The organism is Alloacidobacterium dinghuense, assembly GCF_014274465.1.
Taxonomy (GTDB): domain Bacteria; phylum Acidobacteriota; class Terriglobia; order Terriglobales; family Acidobacteriaceae; genus Alloacidobacterium; species Alloacidobacterium dinghuense.
The window spans coordinates 1876080-1900682 of record NZ_CP060394.1 but is presented as its reverse complement, the minus strand read 5'-3'; the positions used below and the strand labels follow the sequence as shown (position 1 = coordinate 1900682).

At 57.0% G+C, this 24603-nt stretch carries 24 protein-coding genes; 13 read left to right on the top strand and 11 right to left on the bottom strand.

The genetic code is table 11. The annotated features are described in order from the left end of the window. The first annotated feature begins 26 nt into the window (after nucleotides 1–26). Together H7849_RS07675 and H7849_RS07670 are read left to right on the top strand one after the other, a co-directional pair. Nucleotides 27–407 (top strand): MmcQ/YjbR family DNA-binding protein, encoded by a 381-nt coding sequence (locus H7849_RS07675; protein ID WP_186745439.1) that lies wholly within the window; start codon nucleotides 27–29, stop codon nucleotides 405–407. 582 nt (nucleotides 408–989) lie between these two features. Continuing rightward, nucleotides 990–1154, top strand: a complete 165-nt coding sequence (locus H7849_RS07670) for a KxYKxGKxW signal peptide domain-containing protein (protein ID WP_186745437.1) — start codon at nucleotides 990–992, stop codon at nucleotides 1152–1154. A 59-nt stretch (nucleotides 1155–1213) separates the two neighbouring features. On the opposite strand, the gene H7849_RS07665 is transcribed toward H7849_RS07670, so the two are convergent. Beyond that, the gene (locus H7849_RS07665; RefSeq protein WP_186745435.1) at nucleotides 1214–1993 is read right to left on the bottom strand and encodes a Stp1/IreP family PP2C-type Ser/Thr phosphatase; all 780 of its coding nucleotides are present in this window, start codon (nucleotides 1991–1993) and stop codon (nucleotides 1214–1216) included. A gap of 667 nt (nucleotides 1994–2660) precedes the next feature. Between H7849_RS07665 and H7849_RS07660 the strand changes: the two genes are divergently transcribed. From H7849_RS07660 to H7849_RS07650, 3 genes are read left to right on the top strand one after another with little or no spacing between them, the layout of a single operon-like run. Further along, nucleotides 2661–4241 (top strand): serine/threonine protein kinase, encoded by a 1581-nt coding sequence (locus H7849_RS07660; RefSeq protein WP_186745433.1) that lies wholly within the window; start codon nucleotides 2661–2663, stop codon nucleotides 4239–4241. A gap of 12 nt (nucleotides 4242–4253) precedes the next feature. Continuing rightward, entirely contained in the window at nucleotides 4254–5240 is a 987-nt protein-coding gene (locus H7849_RS07655; RefSeq protein ID WP_186745432.1) for a CsgG/HfaB family protein, read from the top strand. 1 nt (nucleotide 5241) lies between these two features. Continuing rightward, entirely contained in the window at nucleotides 5242–5805 is a 564-nt protein-coding gene (locus H7849_RS07650) for a hypothetical protein (protein WP_186745430.1), read from the top strand. A 6-nt stretch (nucleotides 5806–5811) separates the two neighbouring features. Here the strand turns inward: H7849_RS07650 and H7849_RS07645 are convergent, their stop codons facing one another. Further along, the gene (locus H7849_RS07645; RefSeq protein ID WP_186745428.1) at nucleotides 5812–6678 is read right to left on the bottom strand and encodes a YkgJ family cysteine cluster protein; all 867 of its coding nucleotides are present in this window, start codon (nucleotides 6676–6678) and stop codon (nucleotides 5812–5814) included. A gap of 31 nt (nucleotides 6679–6709) precedes the next feature. On the opposite strand from H7849_RS07645, the gene H7849_RS07640 reads away from it, so the two are divergent. Beyond that, nucleotides 6710–8779: a S9 family peptidase gene (locus H7849_RS07640; RefSeq protein ID WP_186745426.1), complete on the top strand. Its 2070-nt coding sequence runs from the start codon at nucleotides 6710–6712 to the stop codon at nucleotides 8777–8779. 47 nt (nucleotides 8780–8826) lie between these two features. Here H7849_RS07640 and H7849_RS07635 read toward each other — a convergent pair whose 3' ends face one another. Both H7849_RS07635 and thiC read right to left on the bottom strand, forming a co-directional pair. Beyond that, complete coding sequence (locus H7849_RS07635) at nucleotides 8827–10923, bottom strand: glutaminase family protein (RefSeq protein ID WP_186745424.1); 2097 nt, start codon at nucleotides 10921–10923, stop codon at nucleotides 8827–8829. 54 nt (nucleotides 10924–10977) lie between these two features. Next, a complete protein-coding gene (thiC, locus tag H7849_RS07630; protein ID WP_186745422.1) occupies nucleotides 10978–12465 on the bottom strand; it encodes a phosphomethylpyrimidine synthase ThiC in 1488 nt (495 codons plus the stop codon). Between the two features lie 150 nt (nucleotides 12466–12615). Between thiC and H7849_RS07625 the strand changes: the two genes are divergently transcribed. From H7849_RS07625 to H7849_RS07610, 4 genes are read left to right on the top strand one after another with little or no spacing between them, the layout of a single operon-like run. Beyond that, nucleotides 12616–13071, top strand: coding sequence for a cytochrome c maturation protein CcmE (locus H7849_RS07625; protein WP_186745421.1), 456 nt, complete (start codon nucleotides 12616–12618; stop codon nucleotides 13069–13071). Nucleotides 13072–13120: 49 nt separating this feature from the next. Beyond that, entirely contained in the window at nucleotides 13121–13783 is a 663-nt protein-coding gene (ccmA, locus tag H7849_RS07620; protein ID WP_186745419.1) for a heme ABC exporter ATP-binding protein CcmA, read from the top strand. Next, nucleotides 13780–14259, top strand: coding sequence for a Cys-tRNA(Pro) deacylase (gene ybaK, locus H7849_RS07615; protein WP_186745417.1), 480 nt, complete (start codon nucleotides 13780–13782; stop codon nucleotides 14257–14259). The genes ccmA and ybaK overlap by 4 nt, the downstream gene beginning before the upstream one ends. After that, the gene (locus tag H7849_RS07610; protein ID WP_186745415.1) at nucleotides 14256–14927 is read left to right on the top strand and encodes a heme exporter protein CcmB; all 672 of its coding nucleotides are present in this window, start codon (nucleotides 14256–14258) and stop codon (nucleotides 14925–14927) included. The genes ybaK and H7849_RS07610 overlap by 4 nt, the downstream gene beginning before the upstream one ends. Nucleotides 14928–14933: 6 nt before the next feature. On the opposite strand, the gene H7849_RS07605 is transcribed toward H7849_RS07610, so the two are convergent. Both H7849_RS07605 and H7849_RS07600 read right to left on the bottom strand, forming a co-directional pair. Beyond that, on the bottom strand, nucleotides 14934–15305 hold the full coding sequence (locus tag H7849_RS07605) for a VOC family protein (protein ID WP_186745413.1): 372 nt from the start codon (nucleotides 15303–15305) through the stop codon (nucleotides 14934–14936). Between the two features lie 115 nt (nucleotides 15306–15420). Continuing rightward, complete coding sequence (locus H7849_RS07600) at nucleotides 15421–16293, bottom strand: ferritin-like domain-containing protein (RefSeq protein WP_186745411.1); 873 nt, start codon at nucleotides 16291–16293, stop codon at nucleotides 15421–15423. Between the two features lie 236 nt (nucleotides 16294–16529). Here H7849_RS07600 and H7849_RS07595 point away from each other — a divergent pair, with 236 nt between their 5' ends. Then, nucleotides 16530–17273: an SDR family oxidoreductase gene (locus tag H7849_RS07595; RefSeq protein ID WP_186745409.1), complete on the top strand. Its 744-nt coding sequence runs from the start codon at nucleotides 16530–16532 to the stop codon at nucleotides 17271–17273. Nucleotides 17274–17380: 107 nt separating this feature from the next. Here H7849_RS07595 and H7849_RS07590 read toward each other — a convergent pair whose 3' ends face one another. From H7849_RS07590 to coaBC, 3 genes are all read right to left on the bottom strand, one after another. Further along, nucleotides 17381–18175: a hypothetical protein gene (locus tag H7849_RS07590; RefSeq protein WP_186745407.1), complete on the bottom strand. Its 795-nt coding sequence runs from the start codon at nucleotides 18173–18175 to the stop codon at nucleotides 17381–17383. 116 nt (nucleotides 18176–18291) lie between these two features. Continuing rightward, entirely contained in the window at nucleotides 18292–19116 is an 825-nt protein-coding gene (locus H7849_RS07585; protein ID WP_186745405.1) for a uracil-DNA glycosylase, read from the bottom strand. A 2-nt stretch (nucleotides 19117–19118) separates the two neighbouring features. Then, nucleotides 19119–20336, bottom strand: coding sequence for a bifunctional phosphopantothenoylcysteine decarboxylase/phosphopantothenate--cysteine ligase CoaBC (coaBC, locus tag H7849_RS07580; protein ID WP_186745403.1), 1218 nt, complete (start codon nucleotides 20334–20336; stop codon nucleotides 19119–19121). 104 nt (nucleotides 20337–20440) lie between these two features. Between coaBC and H7849_RS07575 the strand changes: the two genes are divergently transcribed. Beyond that, complete coding sequence (locus H7849_RS07575) at nucleotides 20441–20896, top strand: metallophosphoesterase family protein (RefSeq protein ID WP_186745401.1); 456 nt, start codon at nucleotides 20441–20443, stop codon at nucleotides 20894–20896. Nucleotides 20897–20909: 13 nt separating this feature from the next. Here H7849_RS07575 and nikB read toward each other — a convergent pair whose 3' ends face one another. Together nikB and H7849_RS07565 are read right to left on the bottom strand one after the other, a co-directional pair. Continuing rightward, nucleotides 20910–21833 (bottom strand): nickel ABC transporter permease, encoded by a 924-nt coding sequence (gene nikB / locus H7849_RS07570; protein ID WP_186745399.1) that lies wholly within the window; start codon nucleotides 21831–21833, stop codon nucleotides 20910–20912. Beyond that, nucleotides 21833–23215, bottom strand: a complete 1383-nt coding sequence (locus tag H7849_RS07565; protein WP_186745397.1) for a hemolysin family protein — start codon at nucleotides 23213–23215, stop codon at nucleotides 21833–21835. Before H7849_RS07565 ends, nikB begins: the two co-directional genes overlap by 1 nt. A gap of 114 nt (nucleotides 23216–23329) precedes the next feature. Here H7849_RS07565 and H7849_RS07560 point away from each other — a divergent pair, with 114 nt between their 5' ends. Beyond that, on the top strand, nucleotides 23330–24535 hold the full coding sequence (locus tag H7849_RS07560) for an efflux RND transporter periplasmic adaptor subunit (protein WP_186745396.1): 1206 nt from the start codon (nucleotides 23330–23332) through the stop codon (nucleotides 24533–24535). Nucleotides 24536–24603: the final 68 nt, after the last annotated feature.

Here is a 24603-nt window from a genome sequence, read left to right as displayed (position 1 = left end):
AATTCTTCCAAATACAGGTACTTCCGATGAAGTACGGTCAAGATCCGCGTCTGTCCCAACTTACGGAGATCTGCCTGGCTCTGCCTGAAGCCGTGCGGTGCGATCAGGGGCAGCACGCGGCTTTCACCGTACGGAAGAAGAACTTCGCGTACTTTCTGAACGACCATCACGGCGACGGTATCGTTTCGGTCTGCGCGAAGGCTCTGCCGGGAGAAAACAGCGCGCTAATCGCTGCCCATCCCCAGAAGTTTTATCTGCCGGCTTATGTCGGTCCGCGGGGCTGGGTTGGGCTTCGGCTTGACCGCGGGAAGATCGACTGGAACGAGGTTCGCGACCTGATCACTGCCAGTTATCTTCAGGTTGCGCCCAAGAGGCTGGCCGCTCAGGTTGAGGAAGGTCTGGGTTAGGCCCCCCTATATTTTCGTAAATTCGTCCAAATAAAAATACTTGGCGGCATTACCGTTACCACCGCTGGAGCGGAGCAATTGAAAAAGCCCGCCAAGATCAGCGGGCTTCTTTGCTCCTATTTTCAGGATAGCAAATTTAGGCATAATTTCACGCCAGTAGTTGTTCGAACAACGATTATTTCACTGTCTATCTTCCCATTCTGGAACGAAGCTTAGATCAAATCGAGGGCCCTATGGCTCCATACCACTTGAGAATTTCCTCGAAGAGGCTGGCCATACAGGTGGAGTCAACTTTGCGGTAGATGCTTCGTGGCAGCCGTCCAGTATCCACGTCGTAGTCTCTTACGCTTCCTCGAAAGCGGTATCGCAAAGTCACAAGATTCTGTGAGTTGAAAAACGCTCCTTCTAGTGTTGTTTGCAAATCGTTTACCGGCCATCATCGTGGTATCGGATGAAGGAGTAAGCCATGAGCGCCGCCGATTTTTTCTTGACGCCAGAGCCTCTGGAGAGGCATGGCGGAAAATATGGAATCTCCAGCAATCAACCCCGGATCAGCCGGAAGAATCAAAGAATAGGAAAGCAATGAGATTCCGTATCTATAAATCGGGCACGCTCTGGATCTTTGCGGCGATCGACTTGCTCATCGGGCAGATTCCGCTTGCTACGTCGACCAATTGGTTGGTTCTCACGGTGATGGCTGATCAGGTATCGGTGAATTACCGGCTTCAATCGCTTTCGCGCTGCTAAAGTAAATCCCATGTCTCAAAATCGAGACATGGGGCACCCGCCCTTCGCGGCTCCATATTTCAAATGGAATACGCGCCTGAATCTCCTTCGGAAAAGTGCAGCAATACGCAGGTCACGTTGTCTACCGCTCCCTGTACTTTAGCGGCGTCAATCAGCGCCTGACACGCCTGCTGCAGGTTGGCCTGCCCGAAAATCAGCCGGGCTATGGCGTTGGCGTCGGCGTAGCGGGTGAGGCCATCGGTGGTGAGCAGAACGATGTCGCCCGCTTCCAGTTCCGCGCTGAAGAGGTCCGGTTCGACGGAATCGGTGGTTCCGATAGCGCGGGTGATGAGCGACTGCAGCGGCGAGGCTTCGGCGTCGTCTTCAGTCATGACGCCATTGCGGATCTGTTCGGCGAGGTAGGAGTGGTCGAGGGTGATCTGCACGCAGCCTCCGTCGCGCAGGAAATAGGCGCGGCTGTCGCCTACGTTGCCGATGACGATCTTGCGGCCATCCAAGCAAGCAGCTACCAGCGTTGTGCCCATGCCGCGCAGGTCATGGTTGGCGCGCGCGAGAGCGCAGACTTCCTGATTCGCGGCGGCGATGGCGTAATAGAGGCGTTCTTCGATGGTTAAGGATTCGGCTACCGGCGAGGTGGCCATCTCGCCGAAGGATTGAATCAGCTTGTGGACGGCGGTGCTGCTGGCAACTTCTCCGGCGGCCATTCCTCCCATGCCATCGCAAACAACAAAGACTTGCGAGGCGAGGTCGTAGCCCAAACTGTCTTCGTTGTTGGTGCGTTTGCAGCCAACGTCGGTCAATCCCGCGACTTCGAGCTTCAATCCGGTTTGGCTTTCCATCTTGTTGAGAGACTTGTTCCCAATGCAAATTGTCTCGCCGATTGCAATCGGATTTACAAGCCGGCTGCTGGATAAGACTGCCAGATGCGTGAGTGTCTGTAAAGATTACAAGACAAGGATAGTGGTTTGGTTCGAATCGAGAGAGCTATTTGGAATTTTCGTCAACTATGTGAGGCTGGAACCATGACGCTCCGCCGAATGGACTGTGGCTGGCAAAATCCGGAATAGGCGGAAGGTGGCCGCTCTTGATATCTGAGGTCTCCTGCATCCAACGCAGGCTATACTGCGCGCTCGGACCCGATTCACACCAGCAGCACGCGAGATGTCCGATCTCTGTTTGCCATGATGATTTCATTGCAGCCAACCTCGGTCGTTCTGCGGGGCCGATTATACCCCTTGCGGCCTGCCTCATCCCATCCGGAATTTTGCCCGCGACTCGAAATCGCTTCATAACCTTCTACCCTGCAACGATCAAAGCCCGGCCTGCACCATTTTCCGGAGCAGCAAAATAGCCGGTCCGGGACGCTTGATACGCGAGCTGCGAAATGGTCGCGGAGTGCGACTTTTTTCGGGCTTATGCACCGGAAATGGGGTACACTCGGGGCGTTCAGGCAGTTTGGCCCCCTCACTCCCCCGGCACAACTTACCCCCCGCAGAGGCCCATAATATGGCACTTGAGGTTGGCCAGCGCGTCGGTGACTATGAAGTTCTGGCGCTGCTGGGTTCGGGCGGCATGGGCCGCGTCTACAAGGTCCGAAACATCATCTCCAATCGCGAAGAAGCGATGAAAATCCTGCTGCCCGACTATGCGTCGGAGCCGGAGCTTGCCGCGCGCTTCATGAGCGAGATCCGGACGCTGGCGGGCCTGGAGCATCCGAATATCGCACAGCTGCGCACGGCGTTTCAGTTCCAGAATCAGCTGGTGATGATCATGGAGTTCGTCGAAGGCGCCACGCTGGAAGCACTGGCGAGCCAGACGCGCATTCCTCCGGATCGTGCGCTGGATTTTTCGACACAGGTACTCTCGGCGCTGAGCTACGCGCATGGACGCGGGGTGACACACCGCGACATCAAGCCCGCGAATATCATGATCACGTCGCACGGGCTGGTCAAGCTGACCGACTTCGGCATTGCCAAGTCGGCGAATGACATGCAGCTGACCAGGCCGGGAACGACGATGGGGTCGGTCTACTACATGTCTCCGGAGCAGGTGCGCGGTGGCACGGTAGACCAGCGCTCGGATCTTTACTCGTTTGGCGTGACGTTATACGAAATGCTCACCGGACGGAAGCCGTTCCAAGCGGATACCTCATACAGCGTATTGAATGCGCAGCTCAATGAAGCGCCGAAGCCTCCGGTGGAGATTAATCCAGCGCTCTCTCCGGAGCTGAACAACATTGTGCTGCGGGCTATGGTCAAGAATCCCGATGGGCGCTTTCGCACCGCTGATGAGTTCCGCGATGCGATTAAGAGTGTGCAGGGGAAGGCTGCCGCCGGCCAACAACCAGCGCAACCTGTGGAGCAGCAACAGGGATTCGCGCCCGTTTCCATGAGCGCTCCGGCTGGGCTAGGTGCGAACTCCAGCGCTAAAAGTCATCGTGGGTTGTGGATCGGACTCGGAGCCGTGGCGGCGATTCTGGCTCTGGTCGCGGCGGCTACGTTGCTCCCGCATCTGTTTAAGACGAACGCCAGCCCAAAAGCTGCAGCCGTAACGGATACGCAGACTGCAAACCCTCCTCCTGACACCAGCACCGCGCAGCCAACAACTCCAGCAGTGGATACGGCACAGCAGCCGAATCCGCTGAACACGGCAACGCCGCAGCCCAGCACTCCTACGAGTACGAGTGCGAGTCCGGCCGTTACATCGCCCGCGCATCCGGTAGTAACAGCCGCGAAACCTCACCAGACGCCCATCGCGAGCACGCAGCCTGCCGCGACAGCGCCGGCTGTTCCCGCTCCGCCCACAGGGCCTTCAGCGCAGGAGGTTCGCGACGCGCATGATCGCTATGCAAATCTTGAAGCGCGGGCAGACGCGGCTCGCAGCGGCGTGCAGCAGCTTCGCAGCCAGCAGCAGGCGCAGGGATTCGATATACGCGGCGACATCCTCGGTTCCCTCAACAGAATGAACAGCTCGATGAGCGAGGCGAATCGCGCACTCGGGCAAAACGACCTTCAGGCAGCGAATGACTATATGGATCGCGCCGACAAGGAAGTTTCGACTTTGGAAAAATTCTTGAACATCAAATAGGAGACAGTATCCATGCGTACCGTAGTTTCGGCTCTCTTCACATTTCTGGTAATGGGCTCGACGGTTGTCGCGCAGCAACCGGTCAAGCACAAAGTAGCGGTGCTCGATTTCAACTATGCCACGGTGATGTCGGCGTCGCAGGCGATCTTCGGCACGAATGTCGATATCGGCAAGGGAATCTCGGACATGCTGATCAACGAACTGGTAAACGACGGGACCTATCGCGTGATCGAGCGCAACCAGATCGACAAGATTCTGAATGAGCAGAATTTTTCGAACAGCAATCGTGCGGATTCGGCGACAGCGGCGAAGATTGGGCACGTTCTGGGCGTGGACGCGGTGATCACCGGCGACATTACGCAGTTCGGGCGCGACGACCAGAACAAGAACATCGGCGGCATGCTGGGCAAGTGGGGCAGCGGCTATGGGCTGGGCGGCGTCGGAACGTCGAAGTCGAAGGCTGAAGTTGCGATCACCGCTCGCATGATTGACGTCAATACGGGCGAGATTCTCGCCTCGGCCAGCGGCAAGGGCGAATCGGCGCGCTCGGGCGCGATGCTGAGCGGCGGCGGCGCCGGCACTGGCGGCTTTGGCGGCGGCGGTGCAGGAATGGGCAGCAGCAACTTTGCCCAGACGATTATCGGCGAGGCCACGACGAAGGCGGTCACGGATCTGGCAACGAATCTGAATGCAGACAGCGCGAAGCTGCCCACGATTGTCGCGCCCACGGTTTCGGTCAACGGCCTGATCGCGGATGCGTCGGCTCCGGACAGCGTGATTGTCAACGTCGGTACCTCCGCTGGTCTGAAGGTTGGCGACAAACTCGCGGTTTCGCGTGTGGTGCGCGTGGTGAAAGACCCGGCAACCGGCAAGCCGCTGCGGTCGATTGAAAACGCAGTGGGGCAGCTGACGATTACCAGCGTCGACGCGAGTTCGGCGGTTGGTACCTTCAGCGGATCGGGCAAGCCGCAGACAGGCGACACGGTAAAGACTCCATAGCATGAAGGCCGCGGCCATCGGCGTTCGCGTGCACTCCGGCTGGGGCGCGCTGGTGGCTGTTTCTGGCGACACTTCTGCGCCGCAGATCGTTGACCGCAAGCACATCGTCGTCATCGATCCCACGAAGCCTGGAGCAAAGCAGCCGTATCACTTTGCGGAAAGCATGGCGATTGCGGCGGCGGAAAAGCACATCTCAGATTGCGCAGCGGCTTCGAATCGGTTGGCGCTTGCGATTCTCGATGCGTTCCTGAGTGATCTGCGCGGACGTGGCTGTAACCTTGCAGGCTGCGCGCTGTTGCTTGCTTCTGGACGCGCTTTACCGCCTCTTCCTGACATTCTGGCTTCGCATGCTCTCATTCACACGGCGGAGGGTGAATTTTTCCGTCGGATTTTTCGTGAAGCTTTTGAGAAGCTGTGTGTTCCGGTCACTGGATTTCGTGAGCGCGACTTGGATACAGAGACGATGAGCCGCCTTTCGGCTCTAGGGCGTTCGATTGGACCACCATGGACAAAGGATGAGAAAACAGCCGCGCTCGCGGCGTTGATGCTTCTTGAAAAAAACTAGCCTGACTTATCGCGGCTGCATCAGAGTTGCACCCGCTGCTGGTGGTTCATTTGTGAGGTGCTCCATAAACATGCGCAGCACTTCCTGACCGGTTCCCGAAAAGTAATCGCCTGGCTTTACGCCGCGCTTGCCCCAGGCAAGCAGAAAAATCAGCGGCATCCATCCGCGCGGATCGCGCGTTAATTCCTGGCCCATTTTGTACAGTGCCTGCGACAGCATGATCGGCAGGTGAATTGCGCTGATCTGATGAACCGAAGGGTCCTGACAGAGTTCTGCCGGGGAGGTGACGAGATATTCGCGACAGATGAGCGGACGGATCGGGTGGATGCTGCAACTCTCGTCCTCAAGAAACGGACATGGAACACCCGCGTGAAAATAATCGACCGCCATCTGCACGAAAGACTTTTCATCGGTGCCCCAGTTCGGGTCCATGATCTTGTCGAGCACACCGGCCTCTTTGAGACGGATGAGCGCGCGGCGGAAACGTTCTTCAAGCTCAGCCTGGCGCTCCACTGGTAGAGTGCTGAACCATTTACTGAGAAACTCCGCCTCGAAGATGCTGAGCGGGACCATCTGGCGGCAGCATGCACCGCATCCGGCACGGCAGGAGACGGGATGTCCTGCCCCCGTGGCCTCGCTCACAACGTGATCGATTATGCTGCTGTCGAAGTTCTGCAGAATAGGGAGCAGCTCGGTCAGTGTGGTCTTGCCTGCCGGAACGTCGAGCTTGGCGTTGAGCGTCCCCTCGCCAATACGCAGCGAGAATGCGACTTCTACCGCGGGCGAGGGCTGGGGAGTGTCGGACATAATCAAGGCGCGTTGCCCATTGTATCTGACCTGATTGGGGTTGCCCTGAAGCCGCAGTTTTGGCATCGATGAGGCTGGACGATATTCTAAGTAAGCTATGACGACTGCGACACGCCTCACTCCTCCCGTGGCAAAGCCCCAACACACCGAAACCGCGCTGCACGGCCACACGCTGGTTGACAACTACGCGTGGCTCCGCGATAAAGAGAGCCCCGATACGCTCGCCTATCTCAAGGCAGAGAACGATTACACTACTGCGGTTCTTGAGCCGACGACGGAGCTGCAGGAGAAGCTCTATCGCGAGATGTTGAGCCACATCAAGGAGACCGACGTCTCGGTTCCCTTTCGCGATGGCGACTACTGGTACTACACGCGCACCGAAGAAGGGCTGCAGTATCCAATCTTTTGCCGTAAGCCGGGCTCCCTGGATGCTCCAGAAGCGGTGATTCTGGATGTGAACAAGCTCGCCGAGGGTGAGAGCTTCATGGCGGTCGGCGCGACAGCCGTCTCCGATGACGGCAACCTGCTCGCCTATTCGGTCGACAACAAGGGCTTCCGGCAGTACACGCTGCAGGTCAAGGATCTCCGCACAGGTGAGCTTCTCTCCGAGCGCGTCGAGCGCGTCGGTTCCATCGTCTGGGCCACAGATAACAAGACGCTCTTCTATACCGTCGAGGATGAGGAGCAGAAACGGCAGTATCAGCTTTTTCGTCACACGCTCAGCACTTCGCACGCGCAGGATGTGCTCGTTTACGAAGAAACGGACGAGCGCTTCAACATCGGTGCTGGACGCACGCGCGATGACAAATACATCGTGCTTGAGGCCGGAAGCCACACAACGAGCGAGGCGCAGTTCCTGCCAGCGGATACGCCAGAGGCCGCGTTTCGCCTGGTAGCTCCACGCCGTGACAACATTGAGTACTACCTCGACCACCGCAACGGGCTGTTCTTCATTCGCGTAAACGACACAGGCCGCAATTTCCGGCTGGTGACTGTTCCGGTGGATAGCCCGGAGATCGTGAACTGGACAGAAATGCTTCCCCACAGAGCCGATGTAATGCTTGAGGAAGTTGATCTATTCAAAGGATTCTACGTTGCCTGTGAACGCCGCGACGGCCTGCAACACTTGCGTGTGCTGCGCTTTTCCGGAGATGGCACGGAAACGCCGAACTCGGTGGAGATTGCTTTTCCCGAGCCGGTCTACAGCGCGCATCCGCATCAGAATCGCATCTTCGACACCACGACGTACCGCTACGCCTACCAGTCCCTGGTTACGCCGAGTTCGGTGTACGAATACGACGTCACGACCGGCGAATCGAAGCTGCTCAAGCAGCTTGAAATTCCCGGCGGCTTCGATCGCACGCTGTACGCTTCGGAGCGCGTCTTTGCCTCGGCTGCTGATGGCGTCACCGTTCCAGTTTCGCTGGTTTACCGGAAAGACAAATTTGAGCGCGGCAAGAATCCGCTCTACGTCTACGGCTACGGCTCGTACGGATATTCGCTGCCAATTGGATTTAACGGCAACCGCCTTAGCCTGCTCGACCGCGGCTTTGTGATGGCCTACGCGCATATTCGCGGCGGAGGCGATCTGGGCAAGCCGTGGCACGATGCCGGACGGCTGATGCAGAAGCGCAATACCTTCACCGACTTCATCGCCGCGGCCGAATACCTGCTCGCAAACGGCTACGGTGAACCCGGACGGGTTGCCATGGAAGGCGGCAGCGCTGGCGGATTGCTGATGGGCGCCGTCGCCAACATTCGTCCCGATCTCTTCCGCGCCGTGATTTCGCATGTTCCCTTTGTCGACGTGATGAACACCATGCTCGATGCCTCGCTACCGCTGACAGTTCCTGAATATGAAGAGTGGGGTAATCCGAATGAGAAAGCAGCATTCGACTACATGCTCAGCTACTCCCCGTATGACAACCTTGAGGCGAAGGCGTATCCAGCAATGCTGGTGAAGACGTCGCTCTACGACAGCCAGGTCATGTATTGGGAGCCAGCCAAGTATGTGGCGAAGCTGCGCACTCTCAAAACGGACGACAATTCCCTGCTGCTGCACACGAATATGACAGCCGGACATGGCGGCGCATCGGGACGCTACGACTATCTGAAGGAAATCGCGATGGACTACGCGTTTTTGCTGAAGCAACTGAACGTGGCTTGAACGAGCCCGAAACGATCTCCGTGCAAAGCAGTGGGAGGGGGGGCAGTTTATTTTGCCTTCCCTGTCCACTTCGACCACATCTGCGGATCGGCCAACATTTTCATATAAACGCCGCCGACCACAGACCGCGCCTGGAAACCCACCTGTTTGCCATCCGTTGTCTCAAACCAGTCGCTCAGCGGAACGCGCGTCGGCGATTCGGTCATGAATTTGTACAGCGGGTCAGTGAGCGCAATGAAATCGTTCTGTTTCGTGCTCAGTGTTGCCGTCCAGACAATCCAGTCGAGCTTGGTGTAGGTCTTGCGGTTGTCGAGCGGCAGGCCGAAGGCATTCTGGTGCTTCAAGTAAAAGGCGAGTTCCTGATCGACGATTTGCGGAGAGAACAGGTGCAAGCCGAGCACGCGGTCCCACACCAGGTTGTACTTCTGGCTCCAGCTGCCGGATTGGTCAAAGGCTAGCTTGTAGTGATCGCCATCGACGGCCATATCTTTCCATTTCGCAGCCATCTGCTCGGCGAGCTTGCGGTATTCGGATGCCTCCTGCTTTTTCCCAAGGCGGTCGGCAAGCTGCGCATAGCTGCCGAGGGCCTCAATGGCCTTGATGGAGAGGTTGGTGTTGTGCGGGAGGTGTCCGGCGAAGTCGTCGGTGCTGAGCTGGTTCTCCGGGTCCATGCCCTTTTCTTTGAGGTATTGGGCCCACTTGGTGAGCACCGGCCAGTATTTCTGCGCGAAGTCCCCTGAGTTTTGCGCATGTGCAAGAGCGTTAGTGAGAATGATGAGGTTGCCGCTCTCTTCGACCGGCATCTGGTCTTCTTCGGTGCGCTCGCCGCCGCCGTAGACCTGTCCGTTAGCCAGCGGATAGGTGCCGAGATCATGCGGCGCGAACGGCCAGCGCCAGCGAGCCAGACTGGCATAGGCGAACATCGGTTCCAGTTGCGCCTGCAGCAGCTTTGGATTGAGCAGCAGGAAAAATGGCGCTGACGGGTAGGTTACGTCGACGGTGTCGATGCAGCCGTTGCTGAAGTTTTCCTTTGAAAAGAGCATCGGCGTGCCATCGACATCGGCGACGAGCTTGTGAGCGGCGATGGTCTGCCGATAGGCGAGCGTTGCCAGTTGTGCATAGTGCGCGCCGCCTTCGTGTTCGAGGTCCGCGACAAGCTCTTTGTCAAATGCCTCGGCACGCGAGCGCAGCGATGATTCCTCGGCCTCGGCCTTCTGCAGCATCTCAGCGGTCGTCATACCGTTGCGACGCCAGTAAGCGCGCAGGCGGCGATTGAGGTATTCGATGGAAAAACGATCGTCGTATGCCAGCAGAACGCGGCGCGAAACAGGAGTGCTTCCTACGCTGCCGAGACCGAAGCGCACGGCCAGCAGCGGCAGCCCCTGCTTCACAGCGCTCGGCATATCGAGATCGTCGCTCGTGGGCAGCGTTCCGTCTTTGGCGAATTGCTCGCGGGCAGCGTAGCTGCTGGCTGCTGTTTCTGTGCCCGCTTGTGGCGGAACAGCCACGTACAACCAGCCCCAGTCGATACGCAGGTTGTCGCCTGACTTCGCGAGCACGGGCTGCGCGTTCGTGCCAATGCGCAGTGCCTGCATGTCGCCAACTCGTTCGCGGCCCCAAACGACCGTGTCATCGTCGGTGTTCGTGGCCAACTGTGCGGAAGCATCAAAGTAGAGCGATGTTGCGTGCGGTTGGTCGTCTATGGAGCGTACATCCCAGCTCACGTAGGTCACAGGGTGCGAGAGCACGTCGAGATCCTGCGGCAATGCTGGTGTGAAAAAGGTCAGGGTGAGGTGAATTCCAGCATCTTCGAAATCGTAGATTGTGCGCGTGGGCCAGATGGCGCGAGAGACTTGTTTCAACGCGGGCGTGTCGCGGTCATCACCAAGAAAGCGAAAAGTCTTTCCATCAATGCGTACGAGCCCTGCCATCTGCTGACGCGTGCCCGTCCAGTGTCGTGTTGGACCGGCGGTCAAGTCATCATCAAATGACCAAACGCTGAAATACGGATCATGCAGGACAAGCGGTGTTGCGGGCGTGCGAGCCGTTACCGGCTCCTGCGACCGCGCAACACAAGGGAGAAACGCTGAGAGAAGAACGACGCAAAGGCCAAGTGCAGATCTCGAAGAGTTGGCAGTTCGCATGCACTCTTCTTACACGATCCGCATCTTGATGTAAACGCTTCCAGAGCGTGCGTTCTAATTCTTCCCTGCCAGCTGCTGCGCCTGCAGCGTTACGAGATTGCTCAAATCGGCTTTCTCCAGTCCGTGTACGGTTTTGTTGAACTCATCGACTTTGCTGGACCAGTTCATCGAGCAGAATTTCGGGCCGCACATGGAGCAGAAAGCTGCTTCCTTGTAGTAGTCGTCCGGCAACGTCTCGTCGTGCATCGAACGCGCAGTTTCTGGGTCGAGCGAGAGGGCGAATTGCTTTTCCCAGTCGAAGGTGTAGCGCGCGTAGCTGATGGCGTCGTCGCGATCACGCGCGCCTGGACGGCGACGCGCAATGTCGGCAGCGTGGGCGGCGATCTTGTAGGCAATCATGCCGTCCTTCACATCTTTTTCGTTAGGCAGGCCGAGGTGCTCCTTCGGCGTCACGTAGCAGAGCATGGATGCGCCGTGCCAGCCGATCATCGCCGCGCCGATGGCCGAAGTGATGTGGTCGTAGCCCGGAGCGATGTCGGTCACGAGCGGCCCCAGCGTGTAGAAAGGCGCGCCGAAGCAGTATTCCACTTCCTTGTCGACCTGCTCCTTGATCTTGTCGAGCGGCACGTGGCCAGGGCCTTCGATCATCACCTGCAACTCGCTCTCCCAGGCTTTGGCGGTCAGCTCGCCCAGTGTTTTCAACTCCGCGAACTGCGCTTCGTCGGAGGCATCGGCTACGCAGCCGGGACGCAGGCCGTCGCCGAGCGAGAAGCTGACGTCATACTTCGCCATTATCTTCACGATGCGGTCGAAGTGTTCGTAGAGAAAATTTTGCTTATGGTGATGCGTCATCCATTGCGCCAGAATTGCACCACCACGGCTCACGATTCCGGTGATGCGCTTGGCCACCATGGGGACATACTGGATGAGCACGCCAGCATGGATGGTGAAGTAGTCTACACCCTGCTGCGCCTGCTCCTCAATGACTTCGAGATAAAGATCAATGTTGAGGTCTTCGAGCCTCTTGACGCGCTGCAGTGCCTCGTAGATCGGCACGGTTCCGATGGGCACAGGCGAGTGCCGCAGGATGGCTTCGCGAATCTGCGGAATATTGCCTCCGGTCGAGAGGTCCATCACCGTGTCCGCGCCAAACTGCACCGCCATGTGCAGCTTGCGCAGCTCTTCGTCAACGTTCGAGGTCACAGCCGAGTTTCCGATATTTGCGTTGACCTTGCATCTTGAGGCAACACCGATTGCCATCGGCTCCAGCTCAGGATGATTGATGTTGGCTGGGATGATAAGGCGGCCGGCGGCGATTTCGTCGCGGATGAGCTCATCCGAAACATTCTCACGCTTCGCCACATATTCCATTTCTTCGGTTATGCGGCCCTGTCGCGCAAAATGCATCTGCGAGACATTCGTATCGCCGGTGCGCTCGACTTCAGCCTTGCGGTTCGCGATCCATTCCGCACGAGGTTGCAAAATTTCCTGTGCCGACTGCACATCAGAGTTGGTTTGAGTGCCGTTACCGTTGCCGCTCATATATACCTCGCAGATGGAAAGGAGTGATTTCCGACTTAGATGATGAATGAATGCAAGAAGAACCCTGAAAAGCGATTATAAACATCGTGAAACTGCTTTGATCTCTTAAAGGTAGATCGTTTCTGAATCCGCAGTAAAATAGTGACAGCTATGAAGAGCACCAATCAGGGCACGCGCATCGGCATCGCTATCGTAGTCATTCTTGGCGCCATCATCTACCTTGCAGTGAGCGGCGTTCAGGCCAACAAGAGCTACTACGTCACGATTCAGGAACTGCAAGGGATGGGTAACAAGGCTTATACGCGCCATTTGCGCGTTGCTGGAAATGTGCAGCCCGGCTCCATCCAGCACAAGGGCTCCGACGCCGATTTCGTGCTCGTTGAAAACACCCGCACGCTTCGCGTTTCCTACAAGGGCGATGAGCCGCCGCCGGATACCTTCAAAGACAATTCGCAGGCTCTTGCCATCGGCACCTTTGGACGTGATGGGGTATTCCACGCGACGCAGTTGCAGGCCAAGTGTGCCTCGAAGTATGCTCCGCCCCCGCCAGGTCAGGCTCCGGCGGCCACACCCGCAAGCACGGCATCGGTCGTTCCACCTCGGTGACGCGGGAATCAGGCTTATGGGCCCTGAGCCTGTAAACTGATTTTTGCGCATGTCGATCACCGCACAACTGGAGACCGTCTCGAAGCTCTACGGCACATTTGCCGCGCTGCGCAAGGTTTCGCTCACCCTCGAAGCGGGTCGCTGCTACGTGCTTCTTGGAGAAAACGGCGCCGGTAAGTCTACCTTGTTACGCATTCTCGCCGGATTACTGCGGCCTACATATGGAACGGTCAAAGTGCTGGGAACCGCTTCACATGACGCGCGCGATCGCATTGGCTATATGAGCCACGCTCCGATGCTCTACGACGAATACACGGCTGTGGAGAACCTTCGCTACTTTGGCGATCTTTATCGTGCAAAGGTATGCCTGGTGCCGGAAGAGGCTTTGCGCTCCGTTGGCCTCGATCCGGCGCTTACTCGTCCGGTGGGGCAGTATTCACAAGGGATGCGTCAGCGGGCAGCGCTGGCTCGTGTTCTGCTTTCGAAGCCGGATCTGCTACTGCTCGATGAGCCTTTTTCCAACATGGACATCGGCAGCGCGCACCAGATGCTCGATCTGCTGGCCGGAATCAAGGCCGAGCAGCGGACGATTGTGCTGACGACGCATCAGCGCGAGCTAGCCGAGCCGCTTGCGGATTCGCTGATTACGTTGGTTGCGGGCAGCTTGAGCGCGGTCGTTGAGAAACCACAGAGAAGCGCGATCCACGCATGAAGACCAACGCCGCCCGCTATCTCGACTCTCTCGGTATTCAATATGAGCTGCGTGAATACGAACTCGATAGCGAAGACTTCTCCGCTATTCTTGTCGCGGAAAAGATTGGGCTTCCGCCAGAGCAGGTTTTCAAGACGCTGCTCTGTGTTACCAGCGACAAGGAGCACGCCTTTGCCGTGGTTCCCGGCAATGCCGAGCTCGACTTCAAGAAGCTCGCGAATGCTGCGGGAACCCGTAAGGCCGAAATGGTTTCTCTCAAAGAGATTCAGCCGCTCACGGGCTACATTCGTGGTGGTGTCACCGTCTTTGGCGCTAAGAAGAACTTCCCTGTCTACGCCGACGAGACGCTTGAGCTTTTCGATGTGATCTCCGTCTCGGCGGGAACGCGCGGCACCCAGATCATTGTCTCGCCCGTCGACTACATCCGCGCATCCCACGCTACGCTGGCTGATCTCACAAAGGAGCACGCTTCGTGAAGGCTCCTTACTTTGTTACACATTTGTTGAAAGACCTGCGGCTGGAGTGGCGGTCGAAGGATGCCATCAACTCCATGCTCTTCTTTGCATTGCTGGTGGTGGTGCTTTTCAGCCTGGCCTTTGATCCGACGCGCGAGTCTTCGCGACAGATTGCGGGTGGAATACTCTGCGTTGCTACCATGTTCGCGTCGGTGTCGGCGCTGAATCAGGCGTGGGCGCGGGAGCTGCGACATCAGGTGCTCGACGCGCAGCGGATGACGCCAGCCCCAGCGGCTTCGCTTTTTCTGGGCAAGGTGCTGGCAAATTTTCTATTCGTAACGGTAGTGGAGTTGATTCTTGCGCCGGTCTTCATCATTTTTTACAACCTGCACGCCCTGGGAAACGGCTGGCTGCTGGCGCTGGTTCTGCCGCTGGGGACCTGGGCTTTGGTAGCGAATGGAACATTCTTTGCTGCACTCTCCATTCGCACACGCAACCGCGAACTGCTGCTGCCGCTGATTCTCTTCCCGCTGTTCATTCCAGCGCTGCTGGCGATGGTCCTCGGCGCGAGCGCGATCCTTACGGGCGAGTCAGATCCGGGGCTCTGGATCAAGTTGCTGGCTGGCTACGATGTGATTTACACGACCATCTGCCTCCTGCTTTTCGAGATCGTCCTCCACGCCGAATAGCTGGCCCTAGCTCTGAGGCGGCTCCTGATAAAGACCGACAACATTGCCTCCGGGATCACGGAAGCGCGCTGTGATCTCGGGCGCGTCTGCTCCGATGCGCTGCACAATCTCGCAGCCATTCGCCACGACGGCATCGATGGTTGCAGCGACGCTGTCCACCCAGATGTAGATCATAAAACCTGGCTGCGCGGCGGCCGGACGTCCCGTGACCCATGCGCCACTCACTTGGCCTACTGCGTCATCGAAAGCCGTGGCGCCATCACCTCGTTGCCGGATTTGCCAGCCAAAGACCTTGCTGTAGAAATCAGCCGAGCGTGCGACGTCAGTTGCGGGTATTTCGATGTAGCAGATTTTTCCGTTGGCGAGTGTGGGTGGCATGCTGGCTCCGAAATACTTGACGACAACGTTTTAGCACGCTCACGCGCGCTAGCCCAATTCAGAAAGCGACAAAGGCCACGCCGCGCATCGTGGCCCTGTCTTCCGCCAGCCATCATTAGCAACCTTTAAAAGAAATGAATTCGCCCAGGGGATTCGGCAGAACCGGATTGAACGGCTCGAACGGATACGATTTGGAGGTATCAAATCCAGCCTTCTTGGCCGCAGTTTTGTCGACGAAAGGCATGAGTGCGGCAAGTGCCTGATTGATGTTGGTCCAGCATAAGGTTCTTTCATAGCCGTTGTTGTTAGGGGGATCGACGCTCTCTGCTACTCCCTGAGCGCCGGTGATCATCTCAATTGGGCCGGCGTCCTGCGCCGCCACGCCGGGGCCTATAACGCGTGCCAGCGTGCGATGATCGCTCTCGATGCCCATAATGCGTGCCGCAGTCACACGCAGATGCGTTGTGCTGAAATTGCGCACGCCCACCAGATAAGCAGCAATGAATGCATCTTCCAGCGTAACGAGCGTGTTCAGTGTCGTCTGCGCGTCGGCAAACATCTTGGGCGGATAGAAGAAAGAAGTGAATGGGGTGAACTCGTCAGTGACCTCCTGCTCCAGCAGGTAGTGGGACATCTCTTCCTGCAGAGCAGCCATCAGGTAGCCCTGATCGTCGGATTCAAGCCTTGTGAAAAACGGCGCGGTATTGATGATGTTGGAATAGGTTGTAACCGCGAGTGCCTCGGCAACTTCGGCAGCAACCAAAATGTCGTGGTCGCCCTTCTTTAACGAATGAGGACCGAAGCGTTCATCTCTTGCGTCTGCATCGACTTCCTGGCCGGAAGCAGCGCCCAGACCGACGAGGCCGCTGAGTGCAACCGCACTTGTGGCTCCGGCAATTGTGGCGCGCTTGAAAAATAATCTACGTGACATACCGGATGAGCCGTCGCTGGCCGGGATGACGATTTCGGTATCTTTGGACAGATTCATGATCCAGTCTCCTAGGGAGGGATTTTCCGGAGAACTGGAGCGCATCCTGCGGATGTTTTTCATGGGCCCGATCACGGCGCCCAATTCCCTGGCGTTTTTAGTACGCCTGCAAGTGGTAAGTGGATTGGCAGAGTAAAGGTTTTTTTTGATGAGCCGTCTGATTTTCATTGAACTGATTCGTATGAATCCTATTTCCTGTTGCAACATCTGAACACTGAGCAGGAGGGCCTAATCAAATGGCTAAGGAAAAGAAGGTTGCTTTTATTACCGGTGGAAACAGGGGCATTGGCCTGGAAACTGCACGTCAATTGGGGAAAGGTGACGGCATCAAAGTTGTGATCGGATCCCGCGATCTGGGGAAGGGACAGGCGGTCGCTAAAGAATTGCGCGCAGATGGCGCCGACGTGGACGTTATCCGCTTCGACATCACTAAGCCAGCCGACTACAAAGAAGCTTACGATTACTTTGACAAGAATTATGGCAAGCTTGACATCCTTATTAACAACGCCGGCGTATCGAAGGAAACATTCATGGCGCCGAACAACACGAGCACAGTCACGCAAGCCGTCCTGCGCGAAACATTCGATACGAATTTCTTCGGCACCATTGAATTAACACAGGTTCTGTTACCGCTCATTAAGAAGGCTCCGGAAGGCCGTATTGTGAATCTTTCGAGCATCCTCGGATCCCTCACTTTGCACGCCGATCCAGATTCGCCTATCTATGGCGCCAAAGCCTTGGCATACGACGCTTCAAAGGCCGCGCTCAACGCATTCACGGTGCATCTTGCGCATGAGTTGCGCGACACAAAGATCAAGGTGAATTCGGCACATCCCGGCTGGGTTAAGACCGACATGGGCACAGATGCGGCGCCCATGGAACTTCCAGACGGCGCAAAAACAAGCGTCCAGCTCGCCACGCTGGCTTCCGATGGTCCGACAGGCGGCTACTTCCACATGGGTGAAGCTCTACCCTGGTAATTTGCTTGGTGAACGCGGAGATTTCGCTATTTTCCGTGACTACCCGCAGAATCAAGGGGAGAGTATTCAGGATCAGCCGTGTCTCCCCGCCGTTTTACCTAAAGGTTTCAGCGATACCAGTAATCGCCTTTTGACTGAGCGCTCTCTGGTGGACCATGCCTGCCCCAATTAATCTTTGACCGCCCTGCGCCATAAGCATTCACAAAATCTTTCGGTGCAGAGAGCGGACCCCTTCCGCTAAATAGATTCATCGGCAGTCCAACTTTGTACGCATCGTTTCCAGTAGATCGATAGCCACCTGATTCATTTGACCAGCTAATGAGCACACCAGCAGCGCCTTCACCCATGCCACCGAATTTCAGTTCACCGGCGAACGCTACTTGGCTGGCCATTTGTGCAATAAAAGCATGATTGACCCCCGTGCTCGGAAGCGGACGTATCTCGATACGTCTAAACGTGGGCCCGATACGGCATTCGCCATTAATCATAATGACAAACGGCACAACGCCTTTCGGCTTTTCCGCTCGAAAAGGGTTTCTCGGGCCCGGTCTTGCCGTCGCAGCCTGACCAACTAGAATCGCGGCCTTTGCCTGCTGGTCAAGAAGGAAATACGGGAAATGACCTAAATTCGAAAAATAGCGAATGTATTTCAACAGGCGATCAGTTGTTCCCGCCGAGGTGCCTCTCAAATCAAGAAAACCATGACCTCGAAACGGTTCGATACGGCGCGCATCTTCCTCGCTCCACAAACCGCAAGTTTCGAGCAGTTTGGTCGTTGAAAGTCCAGCGAGCAGATCCATAACAACAGGCCTGTCTGCGATCGGTATCGTCGCCCATTCGGGTCCGGCGAATGGGTCTCTTGGAAGCGGAGGGACAGGCAAGGAAGGAGGAAACGAGCTCATAAAAGCTCTCCTTACTTTAGAGCGACGCCAGTATAAGTCATCCAGCCATTTCCCGCTAACCGAGACACAAGTCAGGGCAGAGACACTAGCGTAGAGTGAAGGCGGAACTGCCAGTCTCACTCACTCGGAGTGCGCTTCGGAGGCTTCATGCCAAGCTCAGCCATTGCGATCTGCAGGTCGGCCCACGCTTCCTTCTTCTGCCGCGGATCGCGCAACAAATATGCAGGATGGTAGGTAACGATCAGTTTCGATCCGCGAGCCTCATGCACACGCCCACGCAGTGCACTGAGCGGAGCCTTACCGCCGAGCAGGTAGGTTGCAGCGGTTGAGCCAAGGGCGACCAAAATCTCCGGATGGATGACGTCGATCTGCCGAAAAAGAAACTGCGAGCAGGTGTTTGCCTCAACCGGCTCGGGGGTTCGATTCTGCGGCGGACGGCACTTGACGATATTGGCGATGTAAACGTCTTCGCGCTTCAGCCCCATCGCCGTAATCATGTTGTTCAGCAACTGCCCCGCCCTGCCCACAAATGGCCGGCCTTGCGCATCTTCATCAGCGCCCGGCCCTTCGCCGACGAACATGAGACGCGCATTCGCATTGCCCTCCCCGAAGACGATGGTATGCCGCCCCGCAAATGCCAGTGGGCAACGAGTGCATTCACCGATGTCTTCACGGATGACGCGTAGCGCGCCCTCGCGCTCTGCTGGCGGAATGACCGGCTGTGTTGCCGGTAAAAGATCGTTGACTGAGGGTTGAGACTGTACGCGGGACTGCTTTCTGGGCATGGTTTCGTCTGGATTTGTAACTTGCAACGATACGTTCTCCGGCGTGGCTTCGACGACGGCATCACCGCGGCGATAGAAGTCGAAAACACCCAGATCGCGATAGTAACGTATGCGAGCGGCGATTGCCTGTTGTTGTTCGGAATCGAGGCGAGGCATCGTTACCGTTCTGCAACCACTTTCTGCGGACGGCGCAAGGCCATGACCTCTTCGAGAATACGGTCTGCTAGCTCACGCTTGCTCATTTCCGGAAAGTCGATCGCAGTCTGTTGTGTCAGAAAAGTGACGGCGTTGCGATCGGAGTCAAAACCGACACCTGGCCGGGAAACATCGTTCAGGACGATTGCATCGGCGCCTTTGCGAAGGAGTTTGTCGCGCCCATGAACAAGGGCGTTTTCGGTTTCGGCGGCAAAGCCGATCACAAGCATGCCCTCGTGACGACAGCGAACGACTTCCGCCAGAATATCTTCGGTTGGTTGAAGCTCGATCGTGAGAGGACCGCTGCGCTTCAATTTCTGCTCGGCCTGCATTACCGGACGATAATCGGCTACGGCAGCGGCTTTAATCACGATGGTCGCCTCGGCAAGCCTGCCGAGCACCGCGTCGCGCATCTCTTCTGTCGTGACGACAGGAACGACATCGCAGTTTGCCGGGGCTCGCAGCGCGGTTGGCGCGGTAATCAGAATGACCTTTGCTCCGCGCTTCGCGGCTGCGTCGGCAAGGGCATATCCCATTTTGCCGCTGGAACGGTTACCCAGAAAGCGCACCGGATCGAGGGCTTCACGCGTGCCGCCCGCAGTAATCATCACCGTTTCGCCAGCCAGATCGTTGCGGTGGTTGAGGATGTCGAGCACCGCTTGCACGATGGCGTCGTTCTCGGCAAGGCGTCCACTGCCGATCATGCCACACGCCAGATAACCACTCTCCGGAGAGACGATGCGCACGCCGCGCTCCTCAAGCAACGACAGGTTTGCGCGCGTAGCTGGATGGTTCCACATATTGACGTTCATTGCCGGAGCGACGATCACCGGAGCGGTCGTGGCCAGGTACATCGTGGTCAAAAAGTCGTCGGCAATTCCATGTGCGAACTTGGCGAGAATGTTTGCGGTCGCCGGAGCCACGACCAGCGCATCCGTTGTCTGAGCGGCGTCAATGTGCTCGATTGCTGAATCGAGATTGCTCTCGTCGGAGTCGCCGGCCCAGAGGCTGGTGATGACTTTGTGGCCCGTGAGCGAAGCAAAAGTGAGCGGCTGTACAAACTGCTGCGCGGCTTCGGTCATCACCACGTGAACATCCAGCGCCTGCCGCTGCAGTGAGCGAACAAGTTCAGCTGCCTTGTAAGCAGCGACGCCGCCAGAGACTCCGACTGTGACCTTCATATGTGTGATTTTACGCTGGATTCACGATCGGTTCCTATTGAGAAATCAGGCTGCCGTCTGAGGAAATCCGGGTACGAATTGGGTAATTTAGAGTGAGTTGAGAGATGAGAATTGGTGTCATTTCGGATACACACGGACTGCTGCGGTTGGAAGCCGTAGAGGCGCTTCGCGGCGTCGAACATATCCTCCACGCGGGCGATGTTGGCGATGCCGCGATTCTCGATGAGCTGCGGCAACTCGCTCCAGTTACAGCGATTCGAGGCAATGTCGATCGGCGCGGCGCTTGCGCCAAACTGCCGGAAATCGAATTGGTTGAACTCGGCGGCTGCTCCATTTACATGCTGCACGACCTTCAAGCGCTTGATCTTGATCCGGTTGCTGCCGGAATTCACGTTGTTATCAGCGGGCATTCCCACAAGCCGTTGATCGAATGGAGGAAACGCATGTTGTACTTTAATCCGGGCAGTGCGGGACCGCACCGCTTTTCGCTGCCCGTTTCGATTGGATTTCTTGATATCAGCGGCGAAGTTGTCGAGCCAAAACTTGTAACTATCGTTTGATGGATGACTTCTATCAATTCCGGATACGCGGATTCACGACCATATAGAGCACGTCGGTGAGCAGGTTCACCAGTACATAGGTCAACCCAACGGCCAGGATGCAGCCCTGCACGAGCGCATAGTCACGGTTTGAGATAGCGGAGACAGTGAGGCGTCCGAGCCCGGGCCAGCTGAAAATCGTCTCGGTCACGATGGCTCCGGCCAGCAGCGCTCCGAATTGCAGGCCGATCAAGGTGAGCACCGGAATCATTGCGTTGCGCAGCGCATGTTTATAGACGACCGTTCGCTCGGATAGCCCTTTGGCTCTGGCGGTACGGATGTAGTCCTGGCCCAGCTCTTCGAGCATCGATGTGCGCACCATGCGCGTGAGGATGGCAGCAAGCGCGCTGCCCATGGTGATGGCTGGCAGTACGAGATGGTCCCAACCACCGGCGCCGCTGACCGGGAGCCAGCCCAGCTTGATCGAAACCAACAGGATCAGAATCGGGCCTAAGGCAAACCCGGGAAACGACAAGCCAAGCAAGCTGATGACGCCGACTGCGTTGTCCTTCCACCGTCCGCGATGCAGCGCCGCCGAGATTCCTGCCGGAATTGACAGCAGTAAGGCGACGGTCAACGCGGCAGCGGTGAGTTCCAGGGTATATGGATAGCGGGTGAGCACCAGATGAGTAACGGTATCGTTTAACCGAACAGAACGGCCAAGGTCGCCGTGGATCGCGCCACGCCAATAGCGGATGTATTGCTGGCCGAGCGGAATATCCAACCCATATGCGTGACGCAGGGCTGCGATGTCCTGCGCTCTGGCGCCCTCTCCAAGCATTTGCTCGACAGGATCGCCTGGCACAATGTGAATCAGGAGAAAAACCAGCGTTACCACCAGCCAGACAACCGGGATGGTATACACCAGTCGCATGATTAGCGACCGCAATGCCCGCATCAGGAAGCTTTCTCCGGCTGGAAGGGCTCCTGTTCGTCAGTCGGGGATTTGTGGTTTTCGACGACGACCTTGCTGATGCGGTTTCCGTTCATCTCAGCGACAGTGATCTTGCGGCCTTCAAATTCGACCGTTTCTCCACCCTTGGGTATCTTGCCGAGACGCGTGAGCAGGAAGCCAGCCAAAGTCTCTACGCCGCCATCGCGGGGTAGATGCCAGTTCATCTGTGTTTCCAGATCGCGCAGGTTCACGCCGCCGTCGAGCACCACGCTTCCACTCGCCGAGGTGAGTGTGGTCTTCGCTGTGACATCGAATTCGTCCTCTACTTCGCCGACGAGTTGCTCAATTGCGTCTTCTACGGTGACCAAACCGACGGTTGTGCCGAATTCATCGACCACGATGGCAAGATGACGCCGGCGCTGCTGGAATTCGATTAAGAGGTCGAGGACCGGTTTTGTTTCTGGTACGACCAGCACTTCACGCATCACCTGCCGAAGACGAAGCTCCGTGAACGGCGCATCAGCAAAGCGAGTGCGGGCCGAAGCGCGGAAGTGCATGAGCCTGGAGATATCTTTCGAGTAGACGACGCCGACGATGTGATCCGGCCCGCGCACTGGATCGTATACCGGAATACGGGAATGCAATTCTTCCACGATGCGCGCGCTGGCTGCTTCGATCAGCATGTCTGCCGGAAGGGAGAAGATGCGTTGCCGGGGTGTCATGATCTCGCGCGTTGGAATCTCATTGACTTCGACGGCGCGGTGTATGAGCGCTTCCTGAAACTCAGGCAGCATGCCGACGCGCCGTGCCGCAGTTGCGATGAGCTTCAGTTCTTCCGGCGAATGAACGGTGCCCTCGTGAACCCTCTGGGCGCGAAAAAGCCGCAGGACGAAGGCTGCGGAGATATTCAGCAGTCGCACCGCTGGACGCGTAAGGTGGATGAAGACGTCCATGGGTCCCGCAACGCCGAGCGCCACCTGATCTACCTTGCGCAGCGTGAGTGATTTTGGCACGAGCTCGCCGAGCAGCACATGGAAATAGGTAATCAGAGCAAACGCCACTGGGACGGCAATCAGGTGGGCATAGATATTCACGTGCGGCAAATACGACAGCCATTCACGGAAAACAGAAGCGACGACTGGTTCGCCGATCCAGCCGAGAGCCAGGCTGCAGAGTGTTACACCAAATTGAACGGCTGGTAAAAAATCGTCCAGATTCTGCTGCAGGCGGCGAACGGTCCGCGCCCCGGGACGGCGCTGCGCGATCAGTTGCTCGACGCGGGTCTCGCGCACGCTGACGAGCGCGAATTCCGCCGCGACGAAGAATCCGTTGGCGAGAATCAGCAGCGCGATCGAAACGAACCGGAAGAGCAGCAAACCAGACATTTTTCTCTGAGTTTAACAGTTCATATCAGGGAACTAACGGGTTGGCGTTCTCGTATACCACTTCGACATGAACCTATCTGCGCGTGATAAGTCTAAGAAGCGGGAGCATGGTACGTGACTACGCAGCGTAAGCGAAAGAAAAGATGGTGGCTCTGGGCCATCCCGGCAGTCGTCGTGGTCCTGCTCGTAATTATTGTCGCGGTGGCTCGCGGAAGCGGGAGCAAGATGGACCCCAGCAAGCTGGCCAAGGCCACGCGCGGCGACATTGCCAAGAGCGTCGTGGCGACAGGCAAGATTCAGCCCATCACGAAAGTCGAGCTTAAATCCAAGGCAAGCGGCATTGTCGAACAGCTTTTCGTTGACATTAATCAGCATGTTCATAAGGGTCAGGTCCTGGCGCAGCTTGACCAGCAGGAGATTCTCGCCCAGGTTGCAGCGCAGAAGGCACAGCTTGCCGCGTCTGAGGCCAACGTTGTGACATACAAGGCGAACATCGATCAGGACAAGGTTGCTGCCGCGGCCCCTGATCTTCCGATGTATAAGTCCACCTATGAGCGCAACCTTGCCATGTCAAATGACGGCATCGTTTCCAGGCAAACGCTCGATGATGCGCAGCGGAACTATGTTGCCGCCGAGAACAAGCGCGACTCTTCCGTAGCCCAGATCAGTGTCGATCAGGCGAAGTTGAAACAGGCGCAGGCACAGGTGCAGCAATCACAGGCCAGCCTTGATCAGTTGAACGAACAGCTCAGCTATACCACGCTTGTTTCTCCGATGGATGGCGTCGTCCTTTCCCGTGACGTGGAGATAGGCGATGCTGTCAGTTCGATTCTTGTGCTTGGATCGACAGCTACTCTGGTAATGACGCTCGGCGACACCACCCAGGTGTACGTTCAGGGCAAGGTCGATGAAGCCGACATTGGCAGCGTCTATCTTGGCCAACCGGCTCACATTCGCGTCGAGTCGTTTCCGAATAAGTCCTTCAACGGCAAGGTCACGAAGATTGCTCCCCTCGGCGTGGAGAAGGACAACGTGACAACATTCGAGGTGCGCGTCTCTATCGACAATCCGACTGGTGAGCTGAAGGCTAATATGACTGCAAACGCCGAGATTCTGATTACCGAGCACAAGAATGCGCTCAGCGTTCCGGAGCAGGCCCTGGTCTATGACAACCAGAAAAACGCCTCCGTTTTTGTCCCCGATCCTAAGCAGAAAGATGGTCAGCGCAAGATTGCGGTAAAGTCAGGTATCTCAAATGGCAGCAGAACCGAAATTCTGGACGGACTGAAAGAAGGAGACACGGTCGTCCTTCAGCAGTAAAGTAGGTGTGCTGGCTCTTCGCAGCCAATAAGATCTATTTCACATCGCTATGTCAAGCAAAGGACTTC